Here is a 19,110-nt window from a genome sequence, read left to right as displayed (position 1 = left end):
TCATATAAGGGCAGGGGATAGAGAGTGGCAATCGCCGCCGGGGCGGGGCCAGCCACGCATTGCAACATTCCGCGGCCCCCTGTTGCGGCGCGGCCTCGCCCAGGCTAGCGCGGCGGCAGGACGCACCGCGCCATTTCCGCCGCGAGGACCGCCATGCCCGATTCCCTTCCCCATCCGCTCGCTGCGCCGGCCCGCGCCTGGTTCGAGTCGTTGCGGGATCGGCTCTGCGCCAGCTTCGAGGCGATCGAGGATGCGCTGGAGAGCGGCCCGCATGCCGGCCTGCCCCCCGGCCGCTTCGCCCGCACCGCCTGGGAGCGCACCAGCGAGGGCGCCCCGGGCGGTGGCGGCGTGATGTCGGTGATGCATGGGCGGGTGTTCGAGAAGGTGGGCGTCAACGTCTCCACCGTTCATGGCAGCTTCAGCCCGGAGTTCCGCAAGCAGATCCCCGGCGCCGAGGAGGACCCCCGCTTCATCGCCACCGGGGTTTCGCTGGTGGCGCATATGCGCTCCCCCCGGGTGCCCGCGGCGCACATGAACACCCGCTTCATCGCCACCCGGCATGCCTGGTTCGGCGGCGGCGGCGACCTGACGCCGATGCGCCTCGACGCCCCCGAATCGCTGGCTGACGCCGCCCGCTTCCATGCCGCCCTGCGCGCCGCCTGCGACCGGCACGACCCCGCCTACTACCCGCGCTTCAAGCAGTGGTGCGACGAGTACTTCTTCCTTCCGCACCGGGGCGAGACCCGCGGCCTGGGGGGCATCTTCTACGACTGGCTGGGCCGCGACGACCCCGACGCGAGCCGTCTGCCCGACCACTTCGCCTTCACCCGGGACGTCGGCGAGGCCTTCCTGGAGGCCTATCCCGCCATTGTCCGCGACCGCATGCAGGAGCCCTGGACCGAGGCGGAGCGCGAGCACCAGCTGGTCCGGCGCGGCCGCTACGTCGAGTTCAACCTGCTCTACGACCGTGGCACGCTGTTCGGCCTGAAGACCGGCGGCAACGTGGAGGCGATCCTGATGTCCATGCCCCCGGAGGTTCGCTGGCCCTGAGGCGTGCGGGGGTGGCGCACCCCGCCGCTGTTGCGCCATGCTGCCCCGGTCCAAGAATGAATCACCGGAGGAAGCCTTCCATGGCCACCCGACGCCGCCTGCTCGGCGCCACGCTCAGCCTGCCCGCCCTCGGCCTGCCCATGCTGGCCCTGCCCGCCGCCGCCCGCGCCCAGACCGCCTGGCCGGAGCGCACGGTGCGGATCATTGTTCCCTATCCGCCGGGCGGCTCGACCGACGTGCTGACCCGGCTGATCGCGGAGCGGCTGCAGCACAGCCTCGGCCAGACCATGGTGATCGAGAACCGCCCCGGCGCCGGCGGCAACATCGGCATGGATGCCGTGGCCAAGTCCGCGCCCGACGGCTACACCTTCGGCGCGGCGACCATTGGCCATTTCTCCATCAACCAGTACCTCTACCAGCAGATGCCGTGGGACATCGACCGGGACTTCATCCCGGCCTCGCTGACCTGGGAGTTTCCGAACGTGGTGGTGGTGGCGTCCGACCACGTGCCGGCCAAGACGCTGCAGGAATTCATCACCTGGGCGCGCAAGCAGCCGAAGGGCGTTTCCTTTGGCTCGCCGGGCGTCGGCACCACGCCCCACCTCTCGGGCGAGATCTTTCGCGAGCGGCTGAAGCTGGACGCCACCCACGTCCCCTTCCGCGGCGCGGCGCAGACCATCCCGGCCATGCTCTCGGGCGACGTCACCTTCGCCATCGACAACCTCGCCTCCTACATCCCGGTGATCCAGGAGGGGCGGATGCGGGCGCTGGCCGTCACCAGCGCCCAGCGCTGGCCGACCCTGCCGGACGTGCCGACCATGGCCGAGGCGGGAATGGACGACTTCGTCATCACCTCCTGGGGCGCCTTTGTCGCGCCGGCCGGCACGCCCCGCCCGATCGTGAACAAGCTGAACGCGGCGCTGAAGGCGATCGCGGAGGACGAGGCGGTGAAGCAGCGCTTCCTGCAGGCCGGCGCCTATACCCTCTGGTCCACGCCGGAGGATGCTGTCGCGCGCGGCAAGCGGGAGCGGCCGATGTGGGAGGCCGCCATCCGCAACTCCGGCGCCCAGGCGAACTGAGCCAGGGGCCACGGCCGCCCCGGCCCGCCCCGGAACCGATGAAGGAAGCAGGAGGCTTGGGGGCGTTCATCTCCCCCAAGCTTTCACCGCCGCCACACCCCGCGGCAAGCCCGCCCTTCGCGGCGCGCGGCTCCCGCGCGGTCAGCGGCCCAGGCCGGCGCCGCCATAGGGGCCGCTGTACCCACCTGGCGCGGGCCCGCAGGGTCCTCCGCCCCAGGAGCCGCAGCAGGCCGAGAGGCTTCCCGCCAGCAAGGCCAGCGACAGCAGCCGCAGCATGCGGCGCGTGCTCGGGGCAGTCATCGGGGCCGTCATCCAGGCCGTCATCGGGCACCTCCTTGATTCCGCTGCGTCGAGGCTCGGCATGCAGCATGGCCACTTCGCGGTGGCCCGCCCCTGCGTCCGCCACCTTGCGGCCACCGGGCCGCCCCTCCATACCTCATGCACCATGCCCCAGGATCTCACCACCCCGGCCGGGCGGCGCGCCGCCTGGCTGAACAGCCTGTTCGTCGACCACGCGGTGCTGCGCCTGGGCTGGCGCAACTGGGGCGTGGTCGAGCCGGGGCGGCTTTACCGCTCCAACCACCCGAGCCCCTGGCAGATGCGGGTGGCGGCGAAGCGTTCGGGCATCCGCACCATCATCAACCTGCGCGGCCATCGCGAGGCCTGCGGCTCGGACGCGCTGGGCCGCGCCACCGCCGCCGAGCTGGGGCTGGAGCATGTCGATGCGCCCCTCGAATCGCGCGGCGCCCCGCACAAGGACCGGCTGCAGCGGCTGGCCGGCATCTTCGGCCGCGTGCCGGAGCCGGTCCTGCTCCACTGCAAGTCCGGCGCCGACCGAACCGGCCTGGCGGCCGGATTCTGGCTGATGCTGCAGGGCCGCCCCGTGGAGGAAGCGATGCGCCAGCTTTCCTGGCGCCACGGCCATGTGGCCGCCAGCCGCACCGGCATCCTCGACGCCTTCTTCCGCGAATATGCCCGCCACACCCGTGCGCACGGCCCCAAGCCCTTCCTGGACTGGCTGGCGCAGGACTACGACGAGAGCCGCCTGCGCCAGGAGTTCCGCAGCCGCGCCTGGGCCGACCGGCTGGTGGACGGCATCCTCCGCCGGGAATGAGCCGGCGCGGGGCGTGAGCCGGGCGGATTTCGCGCCCGCGATGCATCCCCGGGGCCGCCCTCCAGGCTCCCCCCCATGGAAGGGCGGCCGGGCAGGAACGGGAGGCCGCCCGCTCACCACGGCGGAGGTCGCCGGCGGCAAGGTCCCGGACCACATGCCGGAGGTGGGCCGCGAGCAGCGCCACATCTTCCGCAGCATGCGCGAGGCGGAAGCTCCGGGGCCACGCGGCCTCCCCGCAGCGTGGCGCTCAGGCCAGCACGAAGGCCTGGGTGCGCACCATGCGGGCGTAAAGCCCGTCGCGCGCCATCAGCTCGGCGTGGCGGCCGACCTCGATGGCGCGCCCCTCCTGCATCACCACGATGCGGTCGGCCTGCTGCACCGTCGCCAGGCGATGCGCCACCACGAGCGTGGTGCGGCCCGCGCGCAGGGTTTCCAGCGCCCGGCCGATGGCGGCTTCGTTCTCGGCATCGAGCGCGCTGGTCGCCTCGTCCAGCAGCAGCACGCGCGGGTTGCGCAGCAGCGCGCGGGCCAGCGAGATGCGCTGCCGCTGCCCGCCCGAGAGGCGCGAGCCGCCCGGCCCGAGCACGGTGTCGTAGCCGTGCGGCAGGGCGGCGATGAAGCCGTACGCGGCCGCGGCGCGGGCGGCCTCCTCCACTTCGGCGCGGCTGGCGCCGGGATGGCCGCAGACGATGTTGGCGAAGACCGTGTCGTCGAAGATCACCGCCTCCTGGCCGACATAGGCGATGGCGGCGCGCAGGGATTCGAGCGTCACCGCCTGGATGTCGGCGCCGTCCAGCAGGATGCGGCCCTCCGTGGCGTCGTAGAGGCGCGGCAGCAGGGCGAGCGCGGTGGACTTGCCGGCACCGGAGGGGCCGACGAGCGCCACGGTCTCGCCCGGCGCCGCGCGGAAGGTCAGGCCGGAGAGCGCGGCATCGCCCAGGCCGCCATAGTGGAAGCCGACCTCCTCGAACTCCAGCCGCCCCGACCCTTCCGGCAGCGGCGGCGCGCCCGGCGGCACGGTGACGGTGGCCGGCCGGTCCATCACGGCGAAGACGCGGGTCAGCCCGCCGAATCCCTCCTGCAGCGCGGCGTTCAGCGAGCCGAGGGAGCGCATCGGCCGGGTCGCCAGCAGCAGCGCGGTGATGAAGCCGGTGAACTCGCCCACCGTGCCGCGACCGGTGCTCACCTTCCAGCCGACGAAGGCCAGCACGCCGGCCACCGCGACGCCGCCCAGCGCCTCCAGGATCGGGTCCAGCATGGCGCGGATGCGGACGATGTGCAGCAGCGCGTGCCGCAGCGCCGCGAAGGCGCCGGCGGCGCGGCGCTCCTCCTGCGCCTCCAGCCCGTAGCTGCGCACCACCCGGGCGGCGGCGAAGCTTTCGGCGAGGATGGCCGCCGTTTCCCCCACCCGCTCCTGCATGCCGCCCGAGGCGCGGCGGATGCGCTTGCCGAGCCGCGTCACCGGCACCACCGCCACCGGGTAGAGCACGGCCAGGATCAGGCTCATGTGCCAGTCCAGCCAGACCATGGAGGCGGCCAGGCCGATCACCGTCAGCCCGTCGGCGAGCGCGTTGATCGCCTTGGCCAGGGCCTCGCGGATGGCCTGGGCGTCGGCGGTGAAGCGGGCGGCGTGGCGGGCCGGCGCCTCCTGCGCCACGATCGCGAGATCGGTGCGGGTGAGCGCCCGGAACAGGTCGTTCTGCACCGACTCGATCACCCGCAGCACCACCGCCTGCACGGAGACGGCCTGGCCGTACTGCGCCACGGCCTTCGCGGCGGTGATGACGATGATGACCGGCGGCACCAGCCAGACGATGCGCATGTCGCCCGCGGTGAACAGGTCGAAGGCCTGCTGGATGACCAGCGGATAGAGCGCCGTGAGGCCGGCCAGGGCGGCGGTGCAGACCAGCGCCAGCAGGATGCCGAGCCGGTGGTGCCGCACGTAGTCGCGCCAGAGGCGGCGGCTCAGGGCCTTGGTGGTGTCGGGAGGCGGAAGGGAGGCCATGCGGGGGCTGGTAGCACGAAGCCGGGCGGAAGGAATGCTCCACCTTGCTCATCCGGCCCCAGCCCGCCCCGCCTGGGGAGATCCTTCCCGGACGTGTCGCGCCCCATGCGCTGCCTCCAAGAGGCGTTTTCGCCGCCCGGCCGCAGGCGTCCCCCGCGCCGCTCCATCGTCGCGCCGCCCAAGGGCCGCGCCAGGTAGCCGGCCGCGAAGAGGCCGGGCGTCTGCGGTTGCGACAGCCATCGCGGCATGTCGGCTGGAAAGAACAGATGGCCGACGACTGTCTCAAAAACCCCCCAGGAAAAGAAGGGGGGCCTGGGGGAGCTCCTTCGCCAAGCCGCTTTCTTCATGCCGGCGTGGAAGGCGTCTCCAGCCGCTTGTGCAGGAAGTAGCGGGCGCCGCCGCGCGGGTAGCCGGAAATCTCGCCGAACAGCGTATAGCCGAGCTTCTCGTAGAAAGGCCGCGCCTGGAAGCTGAAGGTATCCAGCCAGATGCCGGCGCAGCCGCGCTCCACCGCCACCGCCTCGGCCCGGCGCATCAGCTCGGCCCCGAGCCCCCTTCCCTGCAGCGCCTCCGGCACCGCCAGCAGCTCGATGAACATCCAGTCATAGCCCGTGCGCCCCCAGAGGCCACCCAGGGTCTCCCCGCCGGCATCCTTCAGCAGCAACGCGAGGGGCCGCATGTTTGAGGGGCCGACCCGGCTCTCATTGAAACGGGTCAGGGTGGCGACGATGGCGGCCCGGTCCTCGGGCGTGGCCAATTCCGTGGCGACAAGCTGGATGTCCATGGCCGACTATATGTTGCGGGCAGGTTGCCCCCGTCCATCCCTCAGCGGGCCTGGAGAGCGGCGAGCGCCAGTCCGGCGCCGATCAGCACGCCGCCGCCGAGACGGTTCCGCGGCCCGGCACGGCCGTCCAGCAAGTGGCGCATCCGGATGCCAGCCAGCGTCCAGCCGCTGTCCACCAACGGGACGATGGCCAGGACGCTGGCCGACATCACCGCGAGCTGCGGCGGCGTGGTTTGATCCCGCAGCCGGTCAAGCCCGGCGACGGCGGATCATTGCAGGAAGCCGATCCAGCGGCCGGCCAGCACCGCGCCGATCCAGGCCAGCAGCGAGACGAGCGCCGCCAGCCGCAGGCGGACGGACACCCTCCCGCCGGCCAGCGCCGCCCGCCAGGAAGGGCTGGCCCGCAGCGCCAGGGCGTTCAGCGCGCCAAGGCCAACCAGGGCCAGCTTGGCCAGAAAGGCAGGGTTTCCGGCGTAAGCGAAGGGGCGGGTGCTGAAGAGCAGAAAGCCGGTCAGCACGGCCAGGAGCAGCCCCGCCCCCGCGACGCGCGCGAGGGGCGGCCCCAGTGCTGCGAGCGCATGCCGCCGGAACAGGCCGAGCAGCCGCAGGTCCAGGGTGACGATGGCGCCCAGCACAAGGCCGAGTGCGAGGATGTGCGCCGCGTTGACCAGCGGGTAGAGCACCGCGGACTGCCGGATCGCCACCGCCACCGGCCAGTTCTCCAGCAGCCGCAGCCAGCCCTCCACGCGGCGGCCCCGGTCACCCTCCCTGGATGCGCTCCGGATAGATGTCGTAGCGCCGCTCGCCCAGCGTGAGCCGGACGGCCTTCATGCGCCGCTCGCCGGCCTGGCGGGAGCGGTTGCCGAGCACCGTGACCCGGTCCCCCGGCTTGGCCGAGCCTTCCACGAAACCGGACCGCTCGGTCTGGCGCGGATTGCCCAGCTCGACCAGCCAGAGGCCATCGCCGGGGGTCTCCACCCGCAGGGTGGGGTGCGGCTGGCCGATATAGACCTCTCGCACGGTGCCGGTGAGCGTGACCTGCTCATCCTCCGCCCAGGACCAGCCATGATGCGCCCGGGCAGCCGGGCCGCTCAGCAGCGCCGCCAGCAGGCCGCCGGCAAAGGCACGACGCAGGACAGGGGCTTGCATGGACCTCTCCCAGAGGATCGCGGATGAACGTCATGTAATCCGTTCCAGGGCGACGTCCAGGGCCGGCGCGGCTTCCGTCAGGCGGGCATGGGGCGGCGCTCGGCCTGCAAGTCATCCCGCAGCAGCTCGGCATTCAGCGCGAAGGCGGCCATGCTGCCTTGCGCGGCGGCAACGATCGCCAGCTGCACATGCGGCGAGGTATCCCCGGCCACGTAGAGGCCGGGCACCTCGGTGCCGCCGTCATGCCCGGCGCGGATCATGCCCTTGCGGGTCCGGCTGCAGCCCAGGCGCTCGGCCAGCTCGCAGCGCTGCCGCTGCGGCGCGGCCAGGAACAGCCCGCGGCGGGGAAGCACGCCGCCATCGGCGAAGCGCAGCGCCCGAAGTTCGCCATCCTCCTGCTCAAGCGCCACCAGCCTCTCCTCCCGCAGCCCGATGCTGAGCTCCCGCAGGCGCCGGCGGTCCTTGCCGTCGATCGGGCTGCCGCCGGTGCAGAGCACCAGGTCATGGCTCCAGCTGCGCACCTCCAGCGCCATCTTCACGCCCAGGCGCCCCTCGCCATGCACCGCCAGCGGCTGGTCACGCCGCTCGTAGCCGTCGCAATAGGGGCAGTGCCAGGCGGTGCGGCCCCAGATCGCGTTCAGGCCTGGCAGGTCGGGCAGCTCGTCCACCATGCCGGTGGCCAGCAGCAGCCGGCGGCTGCGCAGCGGCGCCGCCTCGCCTTCCAGCATCACCACGAATCCGCTTTCCTCGCGGCGCGCTTCCACCACCCGGCAGTCCGCCACACGCACGCCGGTATAGGCGCGCAGTTCCTCGCGCGCGAGGCGACGCAGCTCGCCGGGCGGGATGCCGTCGCGCGTCAGGAAGCCGTGCATCGCCACGGCGCGGTCGTTCCGGTGCTCGCCGGAGTCGCAGAGCAGCACACGGCGCCGCGCGCGGCCGAGCAGCAACGCAGCGCTCAGCCCCGCCGGCCCGCCGCCGACGACAATGGCATCCCAGGCCTGCTCCATGCGTTAGCCGAGCATCGCGCTGAGATTGGAGCCGAAGCTCGGATAGGCCGTCATCATGGCCCTCAGCTCCGCAGCCGGCACGCCGAAGCGCATGGCGAAAGCAAAGAGATTCATCACCTCCGGCGCCTCGGGCGCGAGCAGATGGGCGCCCAGGACATGGCCGCTGTCCGGCTCCAGCAGCAGCTTGTAGGCCGCCGTGTCCTCGCCGGTGCGGCGAACGGACTGGAAGCTGGCCATGTCGCCCTGCTTCAGCTCGAAATCCCGCCGTTGCTCGCGCGCCTGCGCCTCGGTCATGCCGACCATGGCCATGGGAGGAATGGTGAAGACCACGCTCGGCACCACACTGTAGTCCGGCTCGGACCGGCAGCCTTCCAGCAGGTTGCGCGCCACCACGCCCGCATCGTGCCCGGCGACGGGCGTCAGGGCGGGCCCCTGCTGCGCGGCGTCCCCGGCAGCGAAGACGCGCGGGTTGCTGGCGCTGCGCAGGTGGCGGTCCAGCCGCAGGCGGCCTTTCTCAACCGCCACTTCGCCCGCCTCCAGATCCAGCGATTCCAGAGCGGGGCGGCGGCCAAGGCCGTGCACGGCCATTTCGGCGGTGACGCGCTCGCCGTTCTCGCACTCCACCTGCAGCGTGCCGTCGCCCTGCCGGCGGATGGCGGAAACCTTGCAGCCGAGCTTCACCGTCACGCCCAGCGCCCGCGTATGCGCCACCAGCCTCCGCACCAGGTCCTGGTCGAAATGCGCGAGCGGCTCGTCGTTGGCGTGCAGCAGCGTGACCTCGGCACCGCCGCGCGCGGCGAGGTGCGCGCATTCAAAGGAGATGTAGCCGCCGCCCACCATCACCATGCGCTGCGGCAGGCGCTCCAGCGCCAGAAATTCGTCGCTGGTGGCGAGCAGTTCCGCGCCTTCGATCGGCAGCTTCGCCGGATGCGCGCCGGTGGCGATGACGGTGTGGCGGAAGGCCAGCCGGCGGCCCGCCGCCTCCACGGCGTCCGGCGCCACGAAGCGGGCCTCGCCGTGCAGCACCTCCACCCCGGCGTCCCGCAGGCTTGCCTCGCTGTGCTCCGGCACCGGGTCGGTGAAGCTGTGCTTGAAGCGCTGCGCCGCGCCCCAATCGAGCCGCACCGCCTCGCCTCCGGCGACGCCTTTCGGCGCCAGGCGCCGCGCGCGGTCCACGGCTTCGGCAAGCGTCCAGAACACCTTCTTCGGCTCGCAGCCGCGCAGGGCGCAGGTGCCGCCGAACTCGCGCGCCTCCGCCAGCGCAACGCGCCAGCCCGCCGAGGCACAGCGCGTGGCGACGCTGCTGCCGGCCACGCCGGAGCCGAGGACGATCAGGTCGAGAGGGTCGGACTGGGCCATGCGGCGTGCGCTCCTGCGAGGCGTGGCGGGCAGGAAGGGCAACACCGGGCCGGGGCGGCGGGTTGCCGCGCGGCGATGGGGAAGGCCGCGCCTGGCCCTCCCCGCCAGGGTGCCGGGCCGGAGCTCAGAGGATGCGCAGACGGCCCAGGATGTAACCGATGCCGGCCGCGATCGCGAGCGAGGTCATCGGCTGCTCGCGCACATTGTCGCAGAGCTGGCCAACGAAGTTCTCCGCCTGGCCCATCTGCTGGTTGTACATGCCGCGCGCCTGGGTCTCGCGGTCGCCGGTCAGCCCGCCCACGGCATCCTGCACCTTGCCCACGCCCTCGCGGGCGGCGCCCGTCACGCGATTCTCGTCCATTGCGCTCTCTCCTTCGGTTCTGGGCCGCCTGTCAGCGGTGGTGGTATGCCGGCAAAACGCCGCAGGCCGAGATTGGATGCGCGGTTGCATGCCGCCACGCCGCATGCTGGCTTGCGCCGCCATGACCGACCGCCTGGACGACCCGCCCGCCGACCGCATCGCGCCGCCCACCTGGCTGCGCACCGGCGCCCCCGCCGCCGTGCTCGCCGCCCTGCCCGGCGCCCGTGCCGTGGGCGGCGCCGTGCGCGACACGCTGGCCGGCCGCCCCGTGCATGACGTGGACGTCGCCGCCGCCCTGCCGCCCGAGGCGATCGCCGAGCGGCTGCGCGCCGCCGGGCTGAAGGTGTTCGAAACCGGGCTGCAGCACGGCACCGTCACCGCCGTGCTGCAGCACGAGCCGGTGGAGGTGACCAGCCTGCGGCGCGACCTGGCCACCGATGGGCGCCACGCCACCGTGGCCTGGACCGACGACTGGCGCGAGGACGCGGCGCGGCGCGACTTCACCATCAACGCCCTTTCTCTCGATGCCGAGGGGCGGCTTTGGGACTATTTCGCCGGCAGGGCCGATCTTGCGGCGGGCAAGGTGCGCTTCGTCGGCGACCCGGCGACGCGGCTGGCCGAGGACTATCTGCGTGTGCTGCGCTTCTTCCGCTTCCAGGCGCGCTACGGCCGTGGCGAACCGGACCCGGCGGCGCTGGTGGCGATCCGCGCGGCGGTACCGGGGATGGCGCGGCTTTCCGCCGAACGGGTCTGGATGGAGCTGAAGCGACTGCTGGAAGCGCCCGCCATCGTCCCGGCCCTGTTGCTGATGCGGGACTGCGGCGTGCTTGATGCCATGCTGCCGGAGGCCGGCGACATCGCTCCGCTCGGCCGCCTTGCCGCGCCGCCGGAGCCGGTGCTGCGGCTCTCCGTTCTGCTCGGCGGAGGCCCGCCGGAAAAGGGCGAGGCGGTGAGCCGGCGGCTGCGCTTCTCGGGGGAGGAGAGCAAGCGGCTGCGGGCGCTGCTGACCACGCCGCCGCCGGCGCCGGATCTCGATGGCGGAGCGCTGCGCCGCTGGCTGGCCGATACCCTGCCGGCTGCCGCAACGGACGCCGCCTGGGCCGCCGAGGCGCTGGACGGACAGGACCGATGCGCGTTGCGCGCCCGCATCGCCGCCATGCCGCGCCCGGTGTTTCCGCTGCAGGGGCGCGATGCGCTGGCACTGGGGATACCGCCCGGGCCGGCGGTCGGGCGCGCCCTGGCCGAAGTGCGCCGCTGGTGGTGGGAGGGCGGCTGCACCGCCACCGCTGCCGCCTGCCACGCCGAGTTGCGCGCCCGTGCCGAGAGTCTCCGCCTCCCCGGCCCGCCGCCAGGAACCTGAGAGTCCAGGACCTCCCGTCCGTTCAGAACAGCGAGAGTTGCCGCTCCGCCGTGCCGCTCTCAGGTACGGCGAACTGGCTGCAGTCCAGGCTGCCATTGTCCCGCCGGTCCATTCCGAGGCGGCGCGCGGCCACCTGGAAGCGGCGGGCCAGCATCTCGGCATAGGGACCGCTGCCGCCCATGCGCTGGGCGAAGGCGCTGTCGTAGATGCGGCCGCCACGTGTCTGCCGCACCAGCGAGAGCACGCGTTCGGCGCGGTCGGGCATGTGCTCGCGCAGCCAGGACTCGAAGAGGCCGGCGATCTCCAGCGGCAGGCGCAGCAGGATATAGGCGGCGCGCGTGGCGCCGGCGCTGGCGGCGCGCTCCAGGATGCGCTCCAGTTCCATGTCGTTCACCGCCGGGATCATCGGCGCCGCCAGCACGGCGGTGGGGATGCCGGCTTCGGCGAGCATGCGCAGCGCGTCCAGCCGCCGACCGGGCGAGGCCGCGCGCGGCTCCAGGATGCGCGCCAGGGCCGGGTCCAGCGTGGTGACGGAGAGGCAGACCCGCACGAGGTTGCGCCGCGCCAGCCGGCCGAGGATGTCGATGTCGCGCAGCACGCCGGCCGACTTGGTGACGATGGTGACCGGATGCCCGAAGCGCTCCAGAACCTCCAGCACGGTGCGGGTCAGCTTGAGCTGCCGTTCGACCGGCTGGTAGGGGTCGGTGTTGGAGCCGAGGGCGAGCGGACGCGCGGCGTAGCCGGGCTTGCGCAGCTCCTTCTCCAGCAGCGCCGCCACCTCGGGCTTGAACAGCAGCCTGGTCTCGAAATCGAGGCCCGGCGAGAGGCCGAGATAGGCGTGGCTGGGCCGCGCGTAGCAATAGACGCAGCCATGCTCGCAGCCGCGATAGGGGTTCACCGCGCGGTCGAAGCCGACATCGGGCGAGTTGTTCCAGGCGATCGCGGAGCGGGCGCTGTCCCTGGTCAGGGTGGTGGCCAGCGGCGGCAGTTCGGCGAAGCTCTCCTCCAACGTCTGCCAGCCGTCGTCGAAGGCCTCCGTGGCGAGGCGGTCGAAGCGCACCGCCGGGTTGGCGGTCGCGCCGCGGCCCTTGCGCGCGCCCTCCAGCAGCGTGGAGGCAGCGGCGCCGATGCTGCCCTCCGGCATGCTCGGTTCCCTTTCCGTTCGGCTGGACTCTGGGCGTGGGGGCGCGGCAAAGTCAAGAACATCTCCGGAACAGAGGAACCCGGTGCCACTGCGGGACCTTGCCATCGTCATCCCCACGCTGAACGCGGCGCGCAACCTGCCCGGCACGCTTGCCGCGCTGCAGGAAATGCCGGTGGTGGTGGCGGATGGCGGCAGCACGGACGGCACGCCGGAACTGGCGAGGCGACTCGGTGCCATCGTCATCGCCGCGCCGCGCGGGCGGGGTCCGCAACTCGCCGCCGGCGCGGCCGTGGCGGATGCGTCCTGGCTGCTCTTCCTGCACGCCGATACCCGGCTCGGCGAGGGCTGGCGCGAGGCCGTGGCCGGTTTCGTGGCGACGCCCGGCGCCGCGCATCGCGCCGCGCATTTCCGCTTCGCGCTCGACGAGCCGAGCGCGGCGGCCCGTCGCCTGACGCGCGCCGTCGCCTGGCGGTGCCGCGTGCTTGGCCTCCCCTATGGCGACCAGGGGCTGCTCATCCATCGCGACCTGTATGCCGCGCTGGGCGGCTTTCCGCCGCTGCCGCTGTTCGAGGACGTGGCGCTGGTGCGGGCGCTCGGCCGGCGACGGCTGGTGGCGCTGCCCGCCGAGGCCGTCACCTCCGCCGCGCGCTGGCGGCGCGACGGCTGGCTGTTCCGTTCGGCGCGCAATCTTCTATGTCTCACCCTGTACTTCGCCGGCCTTCCGCCGCGCCTGATCGCGAGGCTCTATGCATAGGGACACCGTTCTGATCTTCGCCCGCGCGCCGCGGCTCGGCGCCGTGAAGCGCCGGCTGGCGCGCGGCATCGGCGCGATGGCGGCGCTGCGCTTCTACCGGACGCAGCTCGCCGCCGTGGCGCGGGAGGTGGCGCGGGATGGCCGCTGGGACGTCCACCTCGCCACCACGCCGCCCGGTGCGCGCGCCTGCTGGCCCATGCGGCTGCCCTGCGTCCCGCAGGGCCAGGGCGACCTTGGCGCGCGGCTCGACCGCACCACGCGCGCGCATCGCGGCCGGGTGGTGGTGATCGGCAGCGACATCCCCGGCATCACGGCCGGTGACATCCGCGCCGCCTTTCGCGCGCTGGGCCGGGCGGATGCCGTCTTCGGTCCGGCGGAGGATGGCGGCTACTGGCTCGTCGGGCTTTCCGCCCAGCGGCCTTGCCGGCCCTTTCGCGAGGTGCGCTGGTCCACCGAGCACGCGCTGGCCGACACCCTGGCCAACTTCGTCGGGCGCCGCGTCGCCCTGCTGCGCACGCTGCGCGACGTGGACACCGCGGAGGACCTGGCCGCCATCGCGGCGACGGCGCCGCCCCCACCGGGCCTGCCGCGCCTGGCCTCCGGCCGGCCGGCCGGAAAGAAGGCCTTGCGAAAGGCGCAGCGGGCGCGGCGGTGAAGGAAAGGCCAAGGGCGGGGATTCCTCCGCTCCCGGCTTCTTTCTCAAGGTTGTCGGTCGCCCGCTCCGCGTCAGGCGCGCTGCGGCCCGGCCTCCAGTTCCGCCGCCAGGTCGAAGGCCCTTTCGAGCGCGAGCCGTCCCGCCGGAGTCACGCTGACGGCGCGGGTTCCCTCGATGCGCCGCAGCCATCCTTGGCTCAGGCAATGGCGGCACAGCGCCGCACCCAGCGCGCCGGCGATGTGCGGCCGCCGCTCGCTCCAGTCGAGGCAGGGGCGGCAGAAGACCCGGCGCGGGCGCGCGGCGAGCGGCGCCAGATCCAGCCCAAGCTCCGCCAGGAAGGCGGCGCCGGCCCCGGTGAGCGCGCCGCCATCCGCCGAAAGCTCGAGCTGGCCGCGCTTCACCATGCGCTCGGCCATGGCGACGGCGAGGCGCCCCGCGAGATGGTCGTAGCAGGTGCGGGCGCGGCGCAGCGCCTGGTCGCGCGGGCCGACCACCACCGGGGCACGGCGCGGCGCGGCGCCGGCCGCAACGGCCATGATGCCCTCCAGCATCTGCGCCACGGCCGGCGTGGCCAGCCGGTGGTAGCGGTGCCGGCCCTGGCGCTCGACCGCGAGCAGCCCCGCCCCGGCGAGGCGCGCCAAATGGCCGCTGGCCGTTTGCGGGGTGACGCCGGCTGTGCGGGCAAGTTCCGTCGCCGTGAGGGCACGGCCCTCCATCAGGGCAGCGAGCATGTTGGCGCGTGCCGGATCTCCCACCAGGGCGGCGGTCTCGGCAAAGCCGGCGGTGCTGAGCATGGCGAAGCCTCCCCTGGGAAGAGCGCATCCTAGCGGCCGAGGCGCGCGGATGCTTCGGCCATGTCCGTAACATCCGGCCCGCGCGGCGGGCGAGCCTGGTGGCCCCACCCGCGATGGAGCTGCCCATGCCCGCCCTGGCCTTCCCCCTGCCCCGCCTTGCACAACCTTGCCACAACCCCGACGGGCCACGTGGCGAAGGCGCCTGGGCGCGGGCGCTGCGCTGGACCGCCGACCGCCGCCGCCTGCAGGAGATGGATGACCGCCTCCTGCGCGACATCGGTCTGACCCGGGCGGACGTCGCACAGGACCTGCCCTTCCGCCGCTGACCCTGCGGCGGCCGAGGGGGGTTTGGAAGGCCGGGGACTTTATCTCCCCCGGCGCCGCTGGCATGAAGGGCTGGCCGGCGGCTTCAACGCGAGGAGCGCTTTCGGGCCGCAGCCGCCGAACCTCAGCGGCCGTGCCCGGCACGGCAGCCGGCACGCCGGAAGACCCTGAGGGAAGGAGACCCGACTTGGCCGACATCCGCATCGCCATCGGCGGCGACGTGTTCCATGCCCGCTTCGAGGAGGCCGCGGCGCCACAGACCTGCGCCCAGTTCCGCCGCATGCTGCCCTACCGCGACCGCATCATCCATGTCCGCTGGAGCGGCGAGGCGTGCTGGATCCCGATGGGCAGCCGCGATCTCTCGATCGGCTACGAGAACGCAACCAGCTATCCGGCGCCCGGGCAGGTCATCGTCCACCCCGGCCATGTCAGCAACGTCAGCGAGACGGAGATCCTGGTGGCCTATGGACCGTGCTGCTTCGCCAGCAAGGCAGGGCAGCTCGCCGGCAACCACTTCCTGAGCATCACCGACGACCTCGACCGCCTGGCCAAGGCCTGCCGTTCGGTGCTGTGGGACGGCGCGAAGGACATCACCTTCGAGGCCGCCTGATCCGGCGGGCAACAGGAGACGGAGGTCGGCGTTGAACAGGGTGCACCAGCATCGCGGAGGCACAGATGCGCACCCCACCCAACGCCGGCTCGCCAGGTTCGCCCGGGGCGGGCTCGGAGCCCCTGAAGCCGGGTGACGACGCCCCGCCCGGCACTCCCGCCACCGGCCAGGACCTCTGCCCGGACTGCGAGGGGCGCGGCAAGGTCAATGGCCATGTCTGCGCGACCTGCCAGGGCACGGGCACCGTGAACAAGGGCATCGGCGGCGCGTGACGGCCGCCGGCCGGACCCGCCCCAGGCTCCGCTTCCGGATGCCAGGAGCCTGGGGCACCGGCCTCGCGAGGCAGGCCGAGCCATGCGGCGGCCGGAATTGTGCCGCGCCTGATCCCTGGCCGCCTGCGGCTCGCAACGGCCCGCCGCAACCACCTGCCATCCCGGCGAGGGACGGCGCCGAACGGCGGTTCTCCTTCCTTTTGGCGGCAAGCCGGGGTTGAGCGGGCCGGCGCCCGGCAGACACGCCTCCCTGCTCCCCCCCTCTCCTCCCCCTGCAGGTCATCTGGGGAAGGCGGCGACGGGCGCTGGAGAAGACGCTTCTCGCCATTCCGCTCGGCTATCCGGCGGCCATGCGGCCGCACCCGCAACCACGCCATCATCGGGCCGCCCTCCCCCATTCTGGCCGGGCCGCTGACCGGGGTGCTGGGGTGGATGGCCCTGCTGGCCGATGGCGGCCCCCTTTCTCGGCCCTTCGCTGGAGGCCGGACTGAGAGGCTGAGGGGAAACACCGGCGCGCCCGGCTTTCGGAAGCGGGCGGAAGGCGTCTAGGCTGCGCGGGCAGGCGGCCTTCCCGCCCTCGCATCGCCTCTCCACCGGGGCGGCGGCCGCGCCGCTCCCCTCACCCTGGAGGACCGTCATGAAGCGCAGAACCCTGCTTGGCGCCGCCGCCGGCGTCACCGCCGCCACGCTGGCCCGCCCCTCGCTCGCCCAGGGCAAGGCCCGCGTGCTGCATTTCGTGCCCGAGGGCAACCTGGCTAACCCGGACCCGGTCTGGACCACCACCACCATCGCCCGCAACCACGGCGCGATGATCTGGGACATGCTTTACGGGTTGGACGAGAATTTCGAGCCGCAGCCGCAGATGGTGCAGGGGCACGAGATCTCGGACGACAAGCTGACCTGGCGCTTCACCCTGCGCGAGGGCCTGATGTTCCACGATGGCGAGCCGGTGCGTGCCGCCGACTGCGTCACCAGCATCAACCGCTGGGCGCAGCGCCGCCCGCTCGGCCAGACCCTGCTGGCCCGCAGCGAGGAGATGAAGGCGCTGGACGACCGGCGCTTCGAGATCCGCCTCAACAAGCCCTACAGCCTGATTCCGCGCGCCTTCGCCGACAGTTGCTTCGTGATGCCGGAGCGCATCTCGCGCACCGATCCCTTCCAGCAGATCAGCGAGTATGTCGGCAGCGGGCCCTTCCGCTTCCTGCGCGACGAATGGGTCGCCGGCTCCAAGGCGGTCTATGCGCGCTTCGACAAGTACGCGCCGCGGCAGGAGCCGCCGAGCTTCCTGGCCGGCGGCAAGGTGGTGCATTTCGACCGTGTCGAGTGGATCGTCATGCCGGACTCCGCGACTGCGGTTGGCGCGCTGCAGAACGGCGAGGTGGATTGGCTGCAGCGGCCGGACTTCGACCTGGTGGCCATGCTGCGCAGCATGCGCGACGTGAAGGTGGCGGTGAACGACAAGGTCGGCGTGCTGGCGATGCTCGGCATCAACCACCTGCACCCGCCCTTCGACAACCCGAAGCTGTTGCGCGCCATCCTCTCGGCGGTGAACCAGTCCGACTACATGGCCGCCGCCGTGGGCGCCGAGCCGGACTTGTTCCATGTGCCCGCCGGCGTCTTCACCCCTGGCCTGCCGATGGCCAATGATGCCGGCATGGAGATCCTGACCAGCCCGCGGAACATCGAGAAAAGCCGCAAGATGGTGCAGGAGAGCGGCTACAAGGGCGAGCCGATCCTGCTGATGTCGCCCTCCGACTACCCCGTGCAGGCGGCCTTCGCGCAGGTGACGGCGGCGTTGTTCCAGTCGCTCGGGCTGAAGGTGGACTTCGCCAGCATGGACTGGGGCACGCTGGTGCAGCGGCGCACCAGCAAGGAGGCGCCGGCGCAGGGCGGCTGGAACGTGTTCCCCACCACCTATGAGGGGCTCACCGTGGCCGACCCCTCCAGCCATCCGCCGCTGCGCGGCAACGGGCCGAAGGGCTGGTTCGGCTGGCCAACCAGCCCCAGGCTGGAAGCGCTGCGCGACCAGTGGATGGACGCGCCGGACCTCGCGACGCAGAAGAAGATCGCCGAGGAGATGCAGCGCGTCGCCTTCGAGGAGGTGCCGTTCATTCCGCTCGGCCAGATCTTCTACCCGACGGCCTACCGCAACAGCATCACCGACATCGTGCCCGCGCCGTTTCCGATCTTCTGGAGCGTCAAGCGGGCCTGACCGGCGGCGGGCGGGGGCGTGATGGGCGCCCCCGCCCGGCACGTCGCCCACGCCTTCAACCGTTGGTGTGCGGAGCTTGCCTCGCCTCGGCGCCGGCGACCTTCCGCAAGCCGTCGAGCGCCGTGCGCAGCAGCCCTGCCTCCGCCGTTTCGGCATAAACGGCATAGGCGGGGTGGAGGAATTCTGGAGCGCCGGGCACCAGTGCCAGCCGGCCGCTCTCCAGATGGGGCCGGACGGCGCCCATGCGGAAGTAGCCGGAGCCGCCCGCCTCCAGGATGTAGCCGAGGCCGAGCGGGCCGAAGCCGGCATGGAGGGCCGGCTCGCCCGGCGCGGCCGGGTGCGCCTCCTGCCGCAAGGCGAATTCCTGCCCCCAGTCCACCTGGATGTAGCCCGGCCTCTCGCCCCCGGGGCCAGGTGGCGTGGTGACCATGACCAGCCGCTCCTCCGCCAGCAGTTCCACCCGGAGCCCGGCCCGGTAGCGCGGCGCATAGAGCACGGCGAGGTCGAGAATGCCCTCGGCGACCTGCTCCATCAGGTTCTCCGCCATGCCCACCTGCGCGCGCAGGGCGAGGTCGGGCGCGGCATGGCGCATCCACAGCAGCCAGCGGAGCAGCAGCGGCTCCCACAGGCTGAGCTCGGCGCCCATGGCAAGCACCGCGCGCCGGCCCGGCGGCACCGCCACCTCCTGCCGTGCCCGCTCCCAGAGTTGCACAAGGCCCGGCGCGTGGCGGAGGAACTGCTCGCCCGCCGGAGTGAGCGAGGCACCGGTCTTGTTGCGCACGAAGAGCGGCCGGCGGAGCTGCTCCTCCAGGGTGCGGACCCGCGCGCTGACCGTGGTCTGGCTGACGTTCAGGCGCTCGGCGGCGCGTACGAAGCTGCCGGCAGCAACAATGGCGAGAAAGGTGCGGGCCAGTTCGATATCCATGGTGGCTCCCCGGCCAGGCCGCAGGATTTCTGCAGTTATCCGGCAATGAATCTCGTTTGCATGTTGACCCCTGGAAGCCAAGATCCCTTCAGAGAAGCCATACCGGTCACCGGCGCACAGCCGGGTCACCGAGGAGCGTCGTCATGGCCAGC

22 protein-coding genes are annotated in these 19,110 nt (G+C 72.7%); 10 read left to right on the top strand and 12 right to left on the bottom strand.

The annotated features are described in order from the left end of the window. Positions 1 to 153: 153 nt before the first annotated feature. Together hemF and E0493_RS17560 are read left to right on the top strand one after the other, a co-directional pair. Entirely contained in the window at positions 154 to 1,050 is an 897-nt protein-coding gene (gene hemF, locus E0493_RS17565; RefSeq protein ID WP_160938551.1) for an oxygen-dependent coproporphyrinogen oxidase, read from the top strand. Positions 1,051 to 1,130: 80 nt separating this feature from the next. Beyond that, positions 1,131 to 2,129, top strand: coding sequence for a Bug family tripartite tricarboxylate transporter substrate binding protein (locus tag E0493_RS17560; RefSeq protein WP_160938550.1), 999 nt, complete (start codon positions 1,131 to 1,133; stop codon positions 2,127 to 2,129). A gap of 141 nt (positions 2,130 to 2,270) precedes the next feature. Here E0493_RS17560 and E0493_RS23170 read toward each other — a convergent pair whose 3' ends face one another. Beyond that, positions 2,271 to 2,453: a hypothetical protein gene (locus E0493_RS23170; RefSeq protein ID WP_202397197.1), complete on the bottom strand. Its 183-nt coding sequence runs from the start codon at positions 2,451 to 2,453 to the stop codon at positions 2,271 to 2,273. A gap of 121 nt (positions 2,454 to 2,574) precedes the next feature. On the opposite strand from E0493_RS23170, the gene E0493_RS17555 reads away from it, so the two are divergent. Beyond that, the gene (locus E0493_RS17555) at positions 2,575 to 3,243 is read left to right on the top strand and encodes a tyrosine-protein phosphatase (RefSeq protein ID WP_160938549.1); all 669 of its coding nucleotides are present in this window, start codon (positions 2,575 to 2,577) and stop codon (positions 3,241 to 3,243) included. Between the two features lie 247 nt (positions 3,244 to 3,490). Here the strand turns inward: E0493_RS17555 and E0493_RS17550 are convergent, their stop codons facing one another. The 8 genes from E0493_RS17550 to E0493_RS17515 form a co-directional block, all read right to left on the bottom strand. Then, a complete protein-coding gene (locus E0493_RS17550; protein WP_160938548.1) occupies positions 3,491 to 5,248 on the bottom strand; it encodes an ABC transporter ATP-binding protein in 1,758 nt (585 codons plus the stop codon). Positions 5,249 to 5,591: 343 nt separating this feature from the next. After that, positions 5,592 to 6,032, bottom strand: a complete 441-nt coding sequence (locus E0493_RS17545) for a GNAT family N-acetyltransferase (protein WP_160938547.1) — start codon at positions 6,030 to 6,032, stop codon at positions 5,592 to 5,594. Between the two features lie 41 nt (positions 6,033 to 6,073). Next, a complete protein-coding gene (locus E0493_RS17540; RefSeq protein ID WP_160938546.1) occupies positions 6,074 to 6,241 on the bottom strand; it encodes a hypothetical protein in 168 nt (55 codons plus the stop codon). Positions 6,242 to 6,301: 60 nt separating this feature from the next. Then, a complete protein-coding gene (locus E0493_RS17535; protein WP_160938545.1) occupies positions 6,302 to 6,778 on the bottom strand; it encodes a DUF2214 domain-containing protein in 477 nt (158 codons plus the stop codon). 13 nt (positions 6,779 to 6,791) lie between these two features. After that, entirely contained in the window at positions 6,792 to 7,181 is a 390-nt protein-coding gene (locus E0493_RS17530) for a DUF6152 family protein (protein WP_160938544.1), read from the bottom strand. Positions 7,182 to 7,258: 77 nt separating this feature from the next. Further along, positions 7,259 to 8,188 (bottom strand): NAD(P)/FAD-dependent oxidoreductase, encoded by a 930-nt coding sequence (locus E0493_RS17525; RefSeq protein WP_160938543.1) that lies wholly within the window; start codon positions 8,186 to 8,188, stop codon positions 7,259 to 7,261. 3 nt (positions 8,189 to 8,191) lie between these two features. Further along, positions 8,192 to 9,547: a dihydrolipoyl dehydrogenase family protein gene (locus tag E0493_RS17520; RefSeq protein ID WP_160938542.1), complete on the bottom strand. Its 1,356-nt coding sequence runs from the start codon at positions 9,545 to 9,547 to the stop codon at positions 8,192 to 8,194. Positions 9,548 to 9,671: 124 nt separating this feature from the next. Further along, complete coding sequence (locus tag E0493_RS17515) at positions 9,672 to 9,908, bottom strand: CsbD family protein (RefSeq protein ID WP_160938541.1); 237 nt, start codon at positions 9,906 to 9,908, stop codon at positions 9,672 to 9,674. Between the two features lie 88 nt (positions 9,909 to 9,996). Here E0493_RS17515 and E0493_RS17510 point away from each other — a divergent pair, with 88 nt between their 5' ends. Further along, positions 9,997 to 11,268, top strand: a complete 1,272-nt coding sequence (locus tag E0493_RS17510; RefSeq protein ID WP_235913851.1) for a CCA tRNA nucleotidyltransferase — start codon at positions 9,997 to 9,999, stop codon at positions 11,266 to 11,268. Positions 11,269 to 11,290: 22 nt separating this feature from the next. On the opposite strand, the gene E0493_RS17505 is transcribed toward E0493_RS17510, so the two are convergent. After that, positions 11,291 to 12,412, bottom strand: a complete 1,122-nt coding sequence (locus tag E0493_RS17505; RefSeq protein WP_160938540.1) for a PA0069 family radical SAM protein — start codon at positions 12,410 to 12,412, stop codon at positions 11,291 to 11,293. Positions 12,413 to 12,494: 82 nt separating this feature from the next. Here E0493_RS17505 and E0493_RS17500 point away from each other — a divergent pair, with 82 nt between their 5' ends. Together E0493_RS17500 and E0493_RS17495 are read left to right on the top strand one after the other, a co-directional pair. Continuing rightward, positions 12,495 to 13,166 (top strand): TIGR04283 family arsenosugar biosynthesis glycosyltransferase, encoded by a 672-nt coding sequence (locus E0493_RS17500; protein ID WP_367614538.1) that lies wholly within the window; start codon positions 12,495 to 12,497, stop codon positions 13,164 to 13,166. Beyond that, positions 13,159 to 13,821 (top strand): TIGR04282 family arsenosugar biosynthesis glycosyltransferase, encoded by a 663-nt coding sequence (locus E0493_RS17495; protein ID WP_160938539.1) that lies wholly within the window; start codon positions 13,159 to 13,161, stop codon positions 13,819 to 13,821. Before E0493_RS17500 ends, E0493_RS17495 begins: the two co-directional genes overlap by 8 nt. Positions 13,822 to 13,892: 71 nt before the next feature. Here the strand turns inward: E0493_RS17495 and E0493_RS17490 are convergent, their stop codons facing one another. Further along, entirely contained in the window at positions 13,893 to 14,615 is a 723-nt protein-coding gene (locus tag E0493_RS17490; RefSeq protein ID WP_160938538.1) for an ArsR/SmtB family transcription factor, read from the bottom strand. Between the two features lie 125 nt (positions 14,616 to 14,740). On the opposite strand from E0493_RS17490, the gene E0493_RS17485 reads away from it, so the two are divergent. The 4 genes from E0493_RS17485 to E0493_RS17470 all read left to right on the top strand — a co-directional run bounded on the left by E0493_RS17485 (position 14,741) and on the right by E0493_RS17470 (position 18,033). Further along, on the top strand, positions 14,741 to 14,941 hold the full coding sequence (locus tag E0493_RS17485) for a DUF1127 domain-containing protein (RefSeq protein ID WP_160938537.1): 201 nt from the start codon (positions 14,741 to 14,743) through the stop codon (positions 14,939 to 14,941). Between the two features lie 185 nt (positions 14,942 to 15,126). Further along, positions 15,127 to 15,549, top strand: a complete 423-nt coding sequence (locus E0493_RS17480; protein ID WP_202397196.1) for a DUF3830 family protein — start codon at positions 15,127 to 15,129, stop codon at positions 15,547 to 15,549. A 65-nt stretch (positions 15,550 to 15,614) separates the two neighbouring features. Then, a complete protein-coding gene (locus E0493_RS17475; protein WP_160938535.1) occupies positions 15,615 to 15,821 on the top strand; it encodes a hypothetical protein in 207 nt (68 codons plus the stop codon). 637 nt (positions 15,822 to 16,458) lie between these two features. Then, positions 16,459 to 18,033 (top strand): ABC transporter substrate-binding protein, encoded by a 1,575-nt coding sequence (locus E0493_RS17470; RefSeq protein WP_160938534.1) that lies wholly within the window; start codon positions 16,459 to 16,461, stop codon positions 18,031 to 18,033. Between the two features lie 55 nt (positions 18,034 to 18,088). Here E0493_RS17470 and E0493_RS17465 read toward each other — a convergent pair whose 3' ends face one another. Further along, a complete protein-coding gene (locus E0493_RS17465; protein WP_160938533.1) occupies positions 18,089 to 18,958 on the bottom strand; it encodes a LysR family transcriptional regulator in 870 nt (289 codons plus the stop codon). Positions 18,959 to 19,110 lie beyond the last annotated feature (152 nt).

Source organism: Teichococcus coralli, assembly GCF_009829925.1.
GTDB lineage: Bacteria > Pseudomonadota > Alphaproteobacteria > Acetobacterales > Acetobacteraceae > Pseudoroseomonas > Pseudoroseomonas coralli.
Note: the sequence above shows the minus strand (reverse complement) of the source record. Positions and strands in the feature narration are given on the sequence as shown.

Coding starts and splice junctions, on each gene's coding strand:
- E0493_RS17520 (WP_160938542.1), bottom strand. CDS start 9,547: ATGGCCCAGTCCGACCCTCTCGACCTGATCGTCCTCGGCTCCGGCGTG.
- E0493_RS17540 (WP_160938546.1), bottom strand. CDS start 6,241: ATGTCGGCCAGCGTCCTGGCCATCGTCCCGTTGGTGGACAGCGGCTGG.
- E0493_RS17495 (WP_160938539.1), top strand. CDS start 13,159: ATGCATAGGGACACCGTTCTGATCTTCGCCCGCGCGCCGCGGCTCGGC.
- E0493_RS17505 (WP_160938540.1), bottom strand. CDS start 12,412: ATGCCGGAGGGCAGCATCGGCGCCGCTGCCTCCACGCTGCTGGAGGGC.
- E0493_RS17550 (WP_160938548.1), bottom strand. CDS start 5,248: ATGGCCTCCCTTCCGCCTCCCGACACCACCAAGGCCCTGAGCCGCCGC.
- E0493_RS17465 (WP_160938533.1), bottom strand. CDS start 18,958: ATGGATATCGAACTGGCCCGCACCTTTCTCGCCATTGTTGCTGCCGGC.
- E0493_RS17555 (WP_160938549.1), top strand. CDS start 2,575: ATGCCCCAGGATCTCACCACCCCGGCCGGGCGGCGCGCCGCCTGGCTG.
- E0493_RS17525 (WP_160938543.1), bottom strand. CDS start 8,188: ATGGAGCAGGCCTGGGATGCCATTGTCGTCGGCGGCGGGCCGGCGGGG.
- E0493_RS17475 (WP_160938535.1), top strand. CDS start 15,615: ATGCGCACCCCACCCAACGCCGGCTCGCCAGGTTCGCCCGGGGCGGGC.
- E0493_RS17485 (WP_160938537.1), top strand. CDS start 14,741: ATGCCCGCCCTGGCCTTCCCCCTGCCCCGCCTTGCACAACCTTGCCAC.
- hemF (WP_160938551.1), top strand. CDS start 154: ATGCCCGATTCCCTTCCCCATCCGCTCGCTGCGCCGGCCCGCGCCTGG.
- E0493_RS17490 (WP_160938538.1), bottom strand. CDS start 14,615: ATGCTCAGCACCGCCGGCTTTGCCGAGACCGCCGCCCTGGTGGGAGAT.
- E0493_RS17545 (WP_160938547.1), bottom strand. CDS start 6,032: ATGGACATCCAGCTTGTCGCCACGGAATTGGCCACGCCCGAGGACCGG.
- E0493_RS17515 (WP_160938541.1), bottom strand. CDS start 9,908: ATGGACGAGAATCGCGTGACGGGCGCCGCCCGCGAGGGCGTGGGCAAG.
- E0493_RS17510 (WP_235913851.1), top strand. CDS start 9,997: ATGCCGCCACGCCGCATGCTGGCTTGCGCCGCCATGACCGACCGCCTG.
- E0493_RS17470 (WP_160938534.1), top strand. CDS start 16,459: ATGAAGCGCAGAACCCTGCTTGGCGCCGCCGCCGGCGTCACCGCCGCC.
- E0493_RS23170 (WP_202397197.1), bottom strand. CDS start 2,453: ATGACGGCCTGGATGACGGCCCCGATGACTGCCCCGAGCACGCGCCGC.
- E0493_RS17530 (WP_160938544.1), bottom strand. CDS start 7,181: ATGCAAGCCCCTGTCCTGCGTCGTGCCTTTGCCGGCGGCCTGCTGGCG.
- E0493_RS17560 (WP_160938550.1), top strand. CDS start 1,131: ATGGCCACCCGACGCCGCCTGCTCGGCGCCACGCTCAGCCTGCCCGCC.